This window comes from Streptomyces sp. NPDC054834, assembly GCF_053611185.1.
The window spans coordinates 194,908-207,068 of sequence record NZ_JBSGZV010000002.1; the positions used below are offsets into that span (position 1 = coordinate 194,908).

Consider the following 12,161-nt stretch of genomic DNA (forward strand, 5'->3'; position numbering starts at 1 on the left):
GCACCCCCGGACGATTAGCTCAGCGGGAGAGCGCTTCCCTGACACGGAAGAGGTCACTGGTTCAATCCCAGTATCGTCCACGCACACCGAAGCCCCCGGCCGTCTCGTACGGCCGGGGGCTTCGTCGTGGGTCCGGTGGGCCCGGTGGACCCAGTGGGCTCAGCTGGAGAACAGCATGTGGCCGAAGCTCTTGTGGCGGTGATGGCCGCCGTGTCCGCCGTAGTGGCCGCCGCCGTGTCCGCCGCCGTGCGGGGCGCCCCAGGCGGGGGCGGGCGGCGCCGGGTAGGCCTGCGGGGCGGCCGGGGGCGGTGGGGCGGGCTGGGACCACTGGGACTCGAGGCGGGTGAGAGCCTCCAGTTCGCCGTAGTCGAGGAAGATGCCACGGCAACCGCTGCACTGCTCGATCTGGACGCCGTTGCGGTTGTACGTGTGCATCGGCGCATGGCACTTAGGACACTGCATGGGTCGGCTCAACTCCTCGCCGGTCAATCCTGCTTCGCGTTTCCCCAGGACAGACTCCGTGCGGCCCTGGTCGGTTGCACCTTACTTCGGGAATCCGTGCGACAACTCGGGCGGTACGGAACCCATCCGTGCGCAGGCGTCGACGACGGACTGCTCCACCTCGTCCAGGGGACGGTCCGCGGCGCGGGCCTTGGCGATCGCCAGGGCGGCGGTCTGGACGGTGAGGGCGCGGGCAGGGACGTCCAGCGCGGGCCAGGGGTCGCCGTCCGGGGGCACGGCCGGACCGCCTGCCGTGCGGTAGGCGGTGAGGAAGCGCAGCCACTCGTCGGGGGGGAGGAGCCCGCAGGCGTACCAGGCGGCGGGGCGGGCCAGGTCCCAGGCCGGGACGCCCACGCCGAGGTCGTCGACGTCGATGAGCCGCCACGGACCGTCCGGGGCGGGGTGGCGGACGAGCTGGCCGAGGTGGAGGTCGCCGTGGCAGAGGGTGCTGGTGCCGGGCATGGGGGCCTCGGCGCGGGCCCAGGCGGGGAGGGCGGCCCAGGCGCGCAGGACGGGGCCCGCGGCCGGGTGGTCCTCCCCGGCCAGGGCCCGCCGCAGACGGGCCAGCGCGCGGACGGCCTTGGCGGGGCCGCGCATCAGGGGTGCGGAGGCGGGGGCGGGCGCGCGGTGCAGACGGGCGAGGAGGGTGGCGGCGGCTTCCCAGGGGGCGGCGTCCGGGTCGTCCCGGTCCACGGGGGTGCCGTACGGCCAGAAGGTGACGAGCCGGTCGTCGACGGTGACCGGGGTCCGGACGATCGGCGCGAGGAGTACGTCCGCGAGGCGGGCGGCCGTCTCGAGGCGCAGGGCCAGCTCGGCGGGGTCCGTGTCCGGGGCGTGGGCCTTCGCGACGGTGCCGGCGTGGCGGACGACGGTGGCGTCGGGGCGGTCGGCGAGGGTGGCGGACGCGGTTCCGCATCCGCAGGGTTCTCCGTCCGGGTGGGCGACAGCTCCGGCCTTCGCGGTCAGCTGCGGCAGCAGTACGTCTGCGGTCACGAGGTCCTTCCGGCGGGGGCGGGTGCTTCGGCGAGGGTACGCGCGTGCGGTGGGCCGGCGGCGGCCTGTGCCCGGGATTGCCGCCGGGGCGAGGGTCGCGCAACCCGGCGCTGACGGGGTGCCGCTGCGGCACGACTGCCCGCAGCCACGGCGGCTGCCGACGGCAGCTGTGGTCGAGCGGCCGGTTCGGGGCCCGGACACAGCAATGCCGGCGCAGCTCCCCAGCTGCGCCGGCATTTGTGCCGTCCGCCGCACCCCCGTCCCCACGGGGTTTCATGGGTGGATGTCCCCGCCCGGACCGCTCTTCCGGGCCTGGGGTCGCCGCTCAGCGCCCCAGCATCACGCCCACGGACGACGCCTGTGTGACCACTGCTTCCCAGCCGCCGAAGGCGTACACGAGCAGGGCCGCCAGGGGGAGGACCATCGCGGTCGCCACCAAGGGGTGGCGACGGCCGGTACGGCGGGAGCGCGCGGTGCGTGCCTGTGTGCGGATGAATGTCCGCGGAGCCGTGTGGGCCATGGTCCCTCTCCTGACCGTTTCAGTTGTCGTTGGCAGCGGCGGGTGTCTTGACCTCGGGGGACGAGTGCTGCACCCGCCGCTTGACCTCAAATCTAGGCGGGCGGGCGGGCGGCGGGCGTCATGCCTTCGTACCGAATGACGGGCCTCCCGGAGGATGAGCCATGACCTGCGATGTACTCCCCTGGGTGGAGAAGCGGTCCTAGGTCTCGGGGTCTTCCCGGAGGGGGTGCCCGGAGTGCCCCCGCTTTTCCGAGCTGTCCTCGCGCGGCACCGGCTGCTCGACCAGGGCCAGGACCCGGTTGGCCATGAAGCGGGCCGTGCGGGCCGCAGTCCCCTCCCCCACTGCCTGAAGAGGGCGTGGGAGGACCCCCACCGAGTGACTTCGCTCACGTCGACCACGCCTCGTCGTACCGCCGTCTCCACACGGCGGCCCGCCCGGCCGGCCACCACCTCGTACGTCCGCGTCGCGTCCCCCGCGTCCACGACTATCTCCACGCGGTCACCGTTGACGCGTCCAATCCCCCTTCCGGGATGGATGGTTGAGGTCACTGTGCGGTCAAGGGAGCAAAACCCGACGCCCCCCTGACCCCTCCTCAAGTCTCCCGTCCGGCACTGACAATCCATCGGGGCGAGAGGGCGCGGCCTCTGCGCGCAGCGGGCCGTGGAAACGTAAGCTGTGCCACGTCACACGGACCGGGCAGCGGGGATGAACATGGCGATGATGCGCCTGAGGCGCGAGGACCCGCGCGTCGTCGGCTCGTTCAGGCTTCACAGACGGCTCGGCGCGGGCGGGATGGGCGTTGTCTATCTGGGCTCGGACAAGAAGGGACAGCGGGTCGCCCTGAAGGTCATCCGGCCGGACCTGGCGGAGGACCAGGAATTCCGGTCCCGGTTCGCGCGTGAGGTCTCGGCGGCCCGGCGGATCAGGGGCGGGTGTACGGCCCGGCTGGTGGCGGCGGACCTGGAGGCGGACCGGCCGTGGTTCGCCACGCAGTACGTACCCGGGCCCTCCCTGCACGACAAGGTCGCCGACGAGGGCCCGCTCGGCGCGGCGCAGGCGGCCTCGATCGGCGCCGCCCTGTCCGAGGGACTGGTCGCCGTGCACGAGGCCGGCGTGGTGCACCGTGATCTGAAGCCCTCCAACATCCTGCTGTCCCCGAAGGGGCCGCGGATCATCGACTTCGGTATCGCCTGGTCCACGGGGGCCTCGACGCTGACCCACGTCGGCACGGCGGTCGGCTCCCCCGGCTTCCTCGCGCCCGAGCAGGTGCGCGGTGCCGCGGTCACCCCGGCCACGGACGTGTTCTCGCTCGGGGCGACGCTGGCGTACGCCTCGGCCGGTGACTCCCCCTTCGGACACGGCAGTTCCGAGGTCATGCTGTACCGGGTGGTGCACGAGGAGCCGCACCTGCACGGTGTCCCGGACGCGCTCGCGCCGCTCGTCCGGGCCTGTCTGGCGAAGGACCCCGAGGACCGGCCGAGCACGCTCCAGCTGTCGCTGCGGCTGAAGGAGATCGCGGCGCGCGAGGCCCAGGGCCTGGCCGACGTCCGGCCGCCCGCGCCGCGCGCCGCCGAGGCGGACCGGCCCACCGGGCGGCTCACCGAGACCTATCCGGATCAGCAGCGCGCCCAGCGGCGTCCGCAGTCCTCGCCGGGCGCTCCGGCGTCGCGCGGCGGGACTCCCGTGCGGGGCGCCACGCCGGTCCGCGGTGGCGGTGCCCCGCGGGCCGGCGGTGTGCCGCGGCCGGACACGGCACGCACGGGCGGTGCGCGGACCGGCGGCGCCCGGACGACCCCGGCCTCGCGCAACACGCCCCGGCCCGGCGGCGGGGGCCGTCCCGTTCCGCGGGGCGGGGCCGGACAGCAGCGGCAGCGTCCCACGGGGACCGGGCTGCGGCCCGCCAACCCGCGGTTGCTGCGGCAGCGGCTGTTCGTGTTCGTGGTGGTGACCCTGCTGGTCGCGCTCGGCATCGCGGCGGCCCAGGGCTGTCAGGGGCCCGCCCACGGGCTCGGCGGCACCGGGAGCGTCGTACACGCACAACACGCGCGCGTGCCTCTGGCGCCGCCGGACGTCAGGGAGTAGCGGACGGTCATCGGGTGACGGTGGGTGGGCGGTGGCGTTTTTCGCCCCCCGCCGCCTCTACCCTTCCCGTCTCCAAGGGCTGCCGCCCCTTCGACCCCGCCCTGGGGGCTGCGCCCACAGGCCCCCGCTTCGGCGCTGAACGGGCCTCGTCCTCACACGCCGGACGGGCTGGAGATCGCGCAGCCCCTCCGGCGAGTCCCCGACGCGCGGCCGCCGGGCCACGCCGGAGTACGGCGACGAGCGCGTCCCGCACGTTCGCTCCTACGCGTCCGGGCGGCCGGTGGCCACCGCGTAGAAGGCGACCGCGGCCGCCGCGCCCACGTTGAGGGAGTCGACGCCGTGGGACATGGGGATGCGCACCCATTCGTCGGCGGCGACCAGTGCCTGGGTGGACAGGCCGTCGCCCTCGGCGCCGAGCATGAGCGCGACGCGGTCCATCCGGTGCGGGGCCGCCTCGTCCAGACTCTTCGCCTTCTCGTCCGGGGTGAGCGCGAGGAGGGTGAAACCGGCCTCGCGGACCGAGTCCAGGCCCTTGGGCCAGGTGTCCAGACGGGCGTACGGCACGGAGAAGACGGCGCCCATCGAGACCTTCACGCTGCGGCGGTAGAGCGGGTCGGCGCAGTCCGGGGAGAGGAGCACCGCGTCCATGCCGAGGGCCGCGGCCGAGCGGAAGATCGCGCCGATGTTGGTGTGGTCGTTGACGGATTCCATGACCACGACCCGGCGAGCGCTGCGGAGCAGTTCGGCCGCCGTCGGCAGCGGTCGGCGCTGCATGGAGGCGAGGGCGCCGCGGTGCACGTGGTAGCCGGTGACCTGTTCGGCGAGTTCGGGGCTGACCGCGTACACGGGTGCCGGGAGTTCGTCGATGACGTCGCGCATGACGTCGATCCACTTGGCCGAGAGCAGCATCGAGCGCATCTCGTAGCCGGCCTCCTTGGCCCGCCGGATGACCTTCTCGCCCTCGGCGATGAACAGGCCCTCGGCCGGTTCTCGTCTGCGCCGCAACTCGACGTCGGTCAGGCCCGTGTAGTCGCGCAGGCGCGGGTCGGCGGGGTCCTCAACGGTGATGAGATCGGCCACAGGGTGATACTGCCTTGTCCTGGGTGCGGTGCCAACGGCTCGGAACGGGTTGTGTTACCGGCGGTTACTTGGAGGGGGGTGCGGAGGGGGCCGGGCCCACGGCGACGACCTCGCCGATGACGATGACCGCCGGGGGCTTCACGTCCTGCGCGCGGACGGTGTCGGCGACCGTCACGAGCGTCGCGTCCACGCGGCGTTGAGCGGCGGTCGTGCCTTCCTGGACCAGGGCGACGGGCGTCTCGGGGGACTTGCCGTGGGCGACGAGCGTCTCGGCGATCTTCCCGATCTTGTCGACGCCCATCAGGATCACAAGGGTGCCGGTCAGCTTGGCGAGCGACGGCCAGTCGACCAGGGAACGCTCGTCGTCAGGGGCGACATGGCCGCTGACCACCGTGAACTCGTGGGCGACCCCCCGGTGGGTGACGGGGATGCCCGCCGCTCCCGGCACCGAGATCGAGCTGGAGATGCCAGGCACGACCGTGCACGTGATCCCGGCCTCGGCGAGCGCCTGCACCTCCTCCATGCCCCGGCCGAAGACGTAGGGGTCGCCGCCCTTGAGCCGGACGACGGACTTGCCCTGCTTGGCGTGCTCGATCAGCGCGTTGTTGATGGCCTCCTGTGCCATGAAACGGCCGTACGGGATCTTCGCCGCGTCGATCACCTCGACGTGCGGCGGGAGTTCGGCGAGCAGATCGCGCGGGCCGAGCCGGTCGGCGATCACGACGTCGGCCTCGGCGAGGAGACGGCGGCCGCGCACGGTGATCAGGTCCGGGTCGCCGGGGCCGCCGCCGACCAGGGCGACGCCCGGGGTGCGGGTGCGGTGGTGTGGGGCGACCAGGGTGCCGTCGCGCAGGCCCTCGACGACCGCGTCGCGGATCGCGGCGGTGCGGCGGGGGTCGCGGCCGCGGGCGTCCGTGGTGAGCACGGCGACGGTGACGCCCTCGCTGTGGCCGGTGGCCGGGGTCCAGGCGGTCGCCGCGTCGGCGTCGTCGGAGCGGACGCACCAGACGCGGTGGCGCTCCGCCTCGGCGGAGGCGGCGGTGTTGGCCCCGGGGTCACTGGTGGCGATCAGGGCGTACCAGGCGTCGGCGAGGTCGCCTTCGGCGTAGGGGCGCCGCTCCCAGGTGATCTCACCCGCGTCCGCCATGGCCTCGACCGAAGGGGTGGCCGCCGGGGAGACGAGGAGGACGTCCGCGCCCGCCGCGATGAGGGCCGGCAGGCGGCGTTGGGCGACCTGGCCGCCGCCGAGGACGACCACGCGGCGGCCGGAGAGAAGGAGGCCTACGGGGTAGGCGGGGTGTTCGGCCATGAGGCTGCGGCTCCTCGTACGGGCGTGCAGTGGGCGCTGCGCCATTGGAGCGGCCCTGACGTGCGGATTTTAAGGTGCGGGCGGGTCAGACGGCTTGGGTGGTCCGGCAGCTGAACACCGGACCACCTCTGCTGTGGCCCCTACTTCTCCGTTACCCCCGCCGAATCGAACGTCGCCACCTCGTGCATCGCCCGTGCCGTGCTCTGCACCAGCGGCAGAGCGAGCAGCGCGCCCGTGCCCTCGCCCAGACGCAGGTCGAGGTCGACCAGGGGGCGCAGGCCCAGCTTGTTGAGGGCGGCCACATGGCCGGGCTCGGCGCTGCGGTGGCCGGCGATGCAGGCGGCGAGGACCTCGGGGGCGATCGCGCGGGCGACCAGCGCGGCGGCACCGGCGCTGACGCCGTCCAGGATCACCGGCGTACGCAGGGAGGCGCCGCCGAGGAGCAGGCCGACCATGGCCGCGTGCTCGAAGCCGCCGATCGCGGCGAGGACGCCGATGGGGTCGGCCGGGTCCGGCTTGTGCAGGTCGAGGGCGCGGCGGACCACCTCGGTCTTGCGGGCCAGCGTCTCGTCGTTGATGCCGGTGCCCCGGCCCGTCACCTCGGACGGGTCGGCGCCCGTGTAGACGGAGATCAGCGCGGCGGACGCGGTGGTGTTCGCGATGCCCATCTCGCCGGTGAGCAGCGCCTTGTTGCCGGCCGCCACCAGGTCGCGGGCCGTCTCGATGCCCACCTCGATGGCCTGCTTGACCTCCTCGCGGGTCATCGCGGGCCCGGTGGTCATGTCCGAGGTGCCCGCGCGGACCTTGCGGGGCAGCAGGCCGGGCGTGGCGGGCAGGTCGGCGGCCACGCCCACGTCGATGACGCAGACCTCGGCGCCCACCTGGCCGGCGAAGGCGTTGCAGACCGCTCCCCCGCCGAGGAAGTTCGCCACCATCTGCGCGGTGACCTCCTGCGGCCAGGGGGTGACGCCCTGGGCGTGCACGCCGTGGTCACCGGCGAAGATCGCGACGGCGGCGGGCTCGGGGATCGGCGGCGGACACTGCCGGGACAGGCCGGACAGCTGAGCGGAGATGATCTCCAGCATGCCGAGCGCGCCGGCCGGCTTGGTCATGCGCTTCTGCCGCTCCCAGGCCTCGCCGAGCGCCTTGGCGTCCAGCGGGCGGATCTGCGAGACGGTCTCGGCGAGCAGGTCGTGCGGGTCCTCGCCGGGCAGCGCGCGACGGCCGTACGTCTCCTCGTGCACGACCCAGGACAGCGGGCGCCGCTTGGACCAGCCGGCCTGCATCAGCTCGGGCTCGTCCGGGAACTCGTCGACGTACCCGACGCACAGGTAGGCGATGACCTCCAGGTGCTCGGGCAGGCCGAGGGCGCGGACCATCTCGCGCTCGTCGAAGAAGCTGACCCAGCCGACGCCGAGGCCTTCGGCGCGGGCGGCGAGCCAGAGGTTCTCGACGGCGAGCGCCGCGGAGTACGGCGCCATCTGCGGCTGGGTGTGCCGGCCGAGGGTGTGGCGGCCGCCGCGGGTCGGGTCGGCGGTGACGACGATGTTCACCGGCGTGTCGAGGATGGCCTCGATCTTCAGTTCCTTGAACTGCTTCGCCCGGCCCTTCGGGAGGGACTTGGCGTAGGCGTCGCGCTGGCGCATGGCCAGTTCGTGCATGCTGCGCCGGGTCTCGGCGGACCGGATGACGACGAAGTCCCAGGGCTGCGAGTGGCCCACGGAGGGCGCGGTGTGGGCCGCCTCCAGGACGCGGAGCAGCACCTCGTGCGGGATCGGGTCGTTGCGGAAGCCGTTGCGGATGTCGCGGCGCTCGCGCATCACCCTGAGCACGGCCTCGCGCTCGGCGTCCTCGTAGCCGGGCGCGGCCGGGCCGGTGGACTGTCGTGCTTCTGCCACTTCGGCCGTGCTCTCTTCCTGGTCGGCGGCCCTGGTGTCCAGGTCCTCCGCGTGCTGTACGACTTCGGGGTCGGGCGCCTCGCCCGGGTGGGCCGGCGCGGAGTCGGCCTCTCGGGGTGCGGGGACCGTGGCGACGGGCTCAGCCGCCGGCGGCCCGTCCTGCGGGAGGACGAGGGGGTGCGGTGGGGTCGGGGCGAGGTGCGGGGTGGTGGGCACCGAGCCCTGCACTGGCACGAACCGGCCCAGCGGCTGGTCCGGCTGCGCCTGCGCCTGCGCCGGCACGCTGCCGGACGGCGCGGCGGCGGGGTCGCCGGGGGCCGGGGCCTGCTCGGCGGCCGGGGTCAGGGGCTCGGCGACGGGCTCGGGCGCCTGGACGGGCGGGGCGGCGGGGTCGGCCACCGGCTGGGCGGGTGCCGTCTCCGGGCCGGTGCCGTCCTCGGCGTGGGCGGTGTCCTCGGCGTGGGCGGTGTCCTCGGCGTGGGCGGTGTCCTCGGCGTGGGCGGTGTCCTCGGTGATGGCGTCGGGGGTACCCGGCTCCGCCGGGGTCGCCTCCGGGGCCTGGAGCTCCTGCGGCTGCGCGTCCGGGCGCTGGTCGGGCTGCTGCTCCGCCTCGACGGCCTGCGGCTGCTCCGGTACGAGTGTGGCGGGCTGCGCCTGATCGCCGGCCTGGGGGTGGCCGAGCTGCGGGCCCTGGACCTGCGCGGGGATGTCGGCGCCGGTGGGCTCGGCCGGTGCGCCCTCCGGAGCGGCGGGGACGGACTCGGCCTGCGGCGACTCCGGGACGGGAACAGCGCCGGGACCGGTCGGTTCGGCCGGTTCCGTGGCGGGCTCGCCTGCCGGGGTGTCGACGGGGGCCTGCGGGGCCTCCTCGACCAGCGGGGCGGCCTGGGCCCGACCCGCCTCGGGCAACTCCGTGCCCTCGAGCGGCTGAACACCCTCCGGGGCCCGGGGGCCGTCGGCGGTCTGCGCGACGTCGGCGCCTTCGCCGACCTCGGCGGTCTGCTGGACCGCGGGCTCGGCGGGCTCGGCGGGCTCGGCGGCCTGCTCGGTCTCCGGGGACTGGGCCCGAGCCACCTGCATCCGCGCCTCCGTCGGCGCCGGAGCGGTCGCCGGGGCGTGCGCGGCCTCCTCGTGCACGGCCTCCTGGACCTCCACGACTGCCTCGCCGGACGCCTCCGCGGCCTCGGGGCCCGGCACGGCCTCCGGGGCCTGGGCCGCCTGCGGCTCATGGTCAGCCTGCGGGGCGGCCACAGTCTCCGGAGCCTCCGGGGTCGCGGAGTCCGGCACGCCGTCGGGGGCCTGCGCGCCTTCCGGGACCGGGACGCTCTCGGGGCCCTGCGCGGCCTCCGGGGCGACGGCGGCCTCGCCGTCCTGTTCCTCGGCCACGGCGTACGCCGGGTCATGCCCCGGGACGTCCTGCGCCGTGTCCGGCCCCTGAGCGACGACCCCGGCGGCCACTTCCTGCGCCGCCACCTGGGCGGCGGCAGCGGCGGCGGCGACGACCTCCGTCGTGGCACCTGCCATGGCGGCCTGCGTGGCGAGCCGGGCCACGGCGGCCTGGGCCGCGTCGGCGGGGCCGGTGGGCGGCTCGGGCGCCGCCGGCTCGGGCTCTGGAACAACCGTTTCGGCAGCCGGGGCCTGTGCGCTCACCTGAGCGCCGGGTGCCCCCTGCGCCGCCCCCCACGGCACCGCGCCCTGCGGAGCGAGGTCGCGCAGCGGTTGCGCGTCGAGGTACTCGGGGCCGGGGGCCGGCGGCCCGGGTTGCCGTACCGGCGCGCCGGCGGGGCCGCGGTCGGCGAGGGAGCGGACCGGGCTGGCGGAGGCGTCGGGGATCGGCGGCCCGAGGTGCAACGGGCGTCGCGGGGTCGCCGGGGCCGCCGCGGGGTCGTGCGGCACCGAGAGGATCGGGGACGGCGGGACGGACACGGGCCCCGAGTCGAGCGGGCGGACGCCGCCGAGGTCGACGGAGCCGCTGTCGCGCCCGTCCGTCTCGTGCGGGCCCGGCTCGTGGACGGTCTCCAAGACCGGCTCCGGAGGAGGCGGCGGCACCTCGTTGCCCCACGCGCCCTGGGCACCGGGCAGCAGCAGGTCTTCGTCCTCGGCGGTGGTCTCGGAGAGGTAGGTGTACGCGCCGTGCGCGGGGGCGCCCGGCTGCTCCACCATGCCTGCGCTCTCCGGCAGTCCCTCGGCCGGGACCTGGCCGGTGTCCGTCATGCGTACCCCTCGCCCATCGGTTAGTGCTCCTACGACCAGCTCACCCGGAACGGCGCACCGACCGCCCCGTAGTGAAGAACGAGCGTGCGTGCCCAGCGGCACGAACGGCCCGCCCGGAAAAGGCGACAAAGCCATTCAGTGGCCATTGTCGCGGGCATGCCGCCGTCGTGACAGCTTGATCCGCGACAGGCCGCTGTGGACTGCGCCACGTTGCGCGTCCTCCGGTTCTGCCGTACCACACCCACCCCAAACCGGGCGAGTTTTCCGGACATTGACGAACGAATTTCCGGGCCACCTGGTGCGGTACAACGATCGGCCAGCCTACCGCGCGTGGTACGACGAGCGGATCACGGGGCGCGATCGGGCAGTACCCCGCTGAGCAGGAACGCGACACTCCGTTCCGTCTCCGTCCAGGCCCTCGTGTCGAGTTCGACGGACTGCATGAGGGCGCACTCGACCCGGTAGCCGTGCTCGGTCAGGTCGCGGCCGATGAGTTCGGCCGCGTCGCGGGTCGCGGCGTGCGTGACGATGCGCTGCGGCCGGCGGTCGGCGACCGCGGAGACCACGGCCGCTCCCCCGCCGCCGACGCGGACGACGTCCGGTTCGGGCAGGTTCTCCAGGACGTGCGGGGCGGTGCCGCGCACGATCTGGAGCTGCACCCCGAAGCTCCGTCCGGCCGCCTCGGTGCGGGCGCAGGCCTCCGGGTTCCGGTCGACGGCGATGACGGCGGCGCCGGCGCGCCCGGCCTCCGTGGCGAACGCGCCGCTGCCGCAGCCGATGTCCCACACCAGGTCGCCGACGCGCGGTCCCAGACGGGCGAGTTGGGCGGCGCGGAGCAGATCCGTCTCTCCCTCGCCGAGCCCGCCGCCGTACGCCTCGTCGGGCAGCACCCAGCCTCGCGGGCCGGTGCCCGGTCCACGGCCGGCGATCCAGCCGTCACCCGGGGCGGCGGGACCCGCCGGGCCGCCGATGACGATGACGACGTTGGGGTCCCGCCAGGTGTGGTCGGCGGCGTTGTCGGAGGTGACGACCGAGACCTGCTCGCGTTCGGTGCCCAGTTCCTCGCAGACGACGAAGGTGCGGTGGACGCCCTCGAGGAGCAGACCGAGTTCGGCGGGGCCGGCGCCGGGTGAGGTGAGGACGGCGACCTTGGTGTAGGCGCGGCACACGTTCACCGCGCGTCGCAGGGTGCGCCGGTGTGCGACGACCACCTGGGCGTCGTCCCAGGGCATGCCCGCGCGGGCGAAGGCGGCGGCCACGGACGAGACGGCGGGCACGACCTCGACCTCGAGGCCGAACTCCGGTGCGCGCAGGGTCCGTACGACGCCGAAGAACCCGGGATCGCCGTCGGCGAGCACGACCGCGGTGCCGCGGTGGGCCGCGATGCGGCGGGCGGCCAGGGCCACGCTGCCGAGGCGGACGCGCTCGGCGGTGCGGGGGACCTCGGGGAGCGCCAGATGGTGGGCCGCGCCCGCCACGAGAGAGGCGGCGCCGAGCGCGGAACGTGCCGCGGCGGTCAGCGGCGAGCCGTCCCAGCCGATCACCGTGACCCGGTCGGCCATC

General features: G+C 74.9%; 8 protein-coding genes, 1 tRNA gene and 1 pseudogene. 2 read left to right on the plus strand and 8 right to left on the minus strand.

All coding sequences use genetic code 11. The features are described from left to right. Positions 1-8: 8 nt before the first annotated feature. A tRNA-Val gene (locus tag ACWGJM_RS03560) sits at positions 9-80 on the plus strand. A 79-nt stretch (positions 81-159) separates the two neighbouring features. On the opposite strand, the gene ACWGJM_RS03565 is transcribed toward ACWGJM_RS03560, so the two are convergent. The 4 genes and pseudogenes from ACWGJM_RS03565 to ACWGJM_RS03580 all read right to left on the minus strand — a co-directional run bounded on the left by ACWGJM_RS03565 (position 160) and on the right by ACWGJM_RS03580 (position 2,509). After that, positions 160-462: a TFIIB-type zinc ribbon-containing protein gene (locus ACWGJM_RS03565; RefSeq protein ID WP_390736860.1), complete on the minus strand. Its 303-nt coding sequence runs from the start codon at positions 460-462 to the stop codon at positions 160-162. A gap of 81 nt (positions 463-543) precedes the next feature. Then, positions 544-1,494: a phosphotransferase family protein gene (locus tag ACWGJM_RS03570; protein ID WP_453410005.1), complete on the minus strand. Its 951-nt coding sequence runs from the start codon at positions 1,492-1,494 to the stop codon at positions 544-546. A 325-nt stretch (positions 1,495-1,819) separates the two neighbouring features. Then, the gene (locus ACWGJM_RS03575) at positions 1,820-2,014 is read right to left on the minus strand and encodes a hypothetical protein (protein WP_361441009.1); all 195 of its coding nucleotides are present in this window, start codon (positions 2,012-2,014) and stop codon (positions 1,820-1,822) included. A gap of 199 nt (positions 2,015-2,213) precedes the next feature. Beyond that, a pseudogene (locus tag ACWGJM_RS03580) lies at positions 2,214-2,509 on the minus strand (hypothetical protein). A gap of 211 nt (positions 2,510-2,720) precedes the next feature. On the opposite strand from ACWGJM_RS03580, the gene ACWGJM_RS03585 reads away from it, so the two are divergent. Further along, positions 2,721-4,097 (plus strand): serine/threonine-protein kinase, encoded by a 1,377-nt coding sequence (locus ACWGJM_RS03585; protein ID WP_453410252.1) that lies wholly within the window; start codon positions 2,721-2,723, stop codon positions 4,095-4,097. Between the two features lie 261 nt (positions 4,098-4,358). On the opposite strand, the gene ACWGJM_RS03590 is transcribed toward ACWGJM_RS03585, so the two are convergent. The 4 genes from ACWGJM_RS03590 to cbiE all read right to left on the minus strand — a co-directional run bounded on the left by ACWGJM_RS03590 (position 4,359) and on the right by cbiE (position 12,160). Beyond that, positions 4,359-5,177 carry a TrmH family RNA methyltransferase gene (locus tag ACWGJM_RS03590; protein ID WP_453410006.1) on the minus strand — a complete coding sequence of 273 codons (819 nt, stop codon included), beginning with the start codon at positions 5,175-5,177 and terminating at the stop codon, positions 4,359-4,361. Between the two features lie 64 nt (positions 5,178-5,241). Next, entirely contained in the window at positions 5,242-6,486 is a 1,245-nt protein-coding gene (gene cobA / locus ACWGJM_RS03595; RefSeq protein ID WP_453410007.1) for a uroporphyrinogen-III C-methyltransferase, read from the minus strand. A gap of 140 nt (positions 6,487-6,626) precedes the next feature. After that, on the minus strand, positions 6,627-10,598 hold the full coding sequence (cobT, locus tag ACWGJM_RS03600) for a nicotinate-nucleotide--dimethylbenzimidazole phosphoribosyltransferase (RefSeq protein ID WP_453410008.1): 3,972 nt from the start codon (positions 10,596-10,598) through the stop codon (positions 6,627-6,629). Positions 10,599-10,945: 347 nt separating this feature from the next. Further along, the gene (cbiE, locus tag ACWGJM_RS03605; RefSeq protein ID WP_453410009.1) at positions 10,946-12,160 is read right to left on the minus strand and encodes a precorrin-6y C5,15-methyltransferase (decarboxylating) subunit CbiE; all 1,215 of its coding nucleotides are present in this window, start codon (positions 12,158-12,160) and stop codon (positions 10,946-10,948) included. Between the last annotated feature and the right edge of the window lies 1 nt (position 12,161).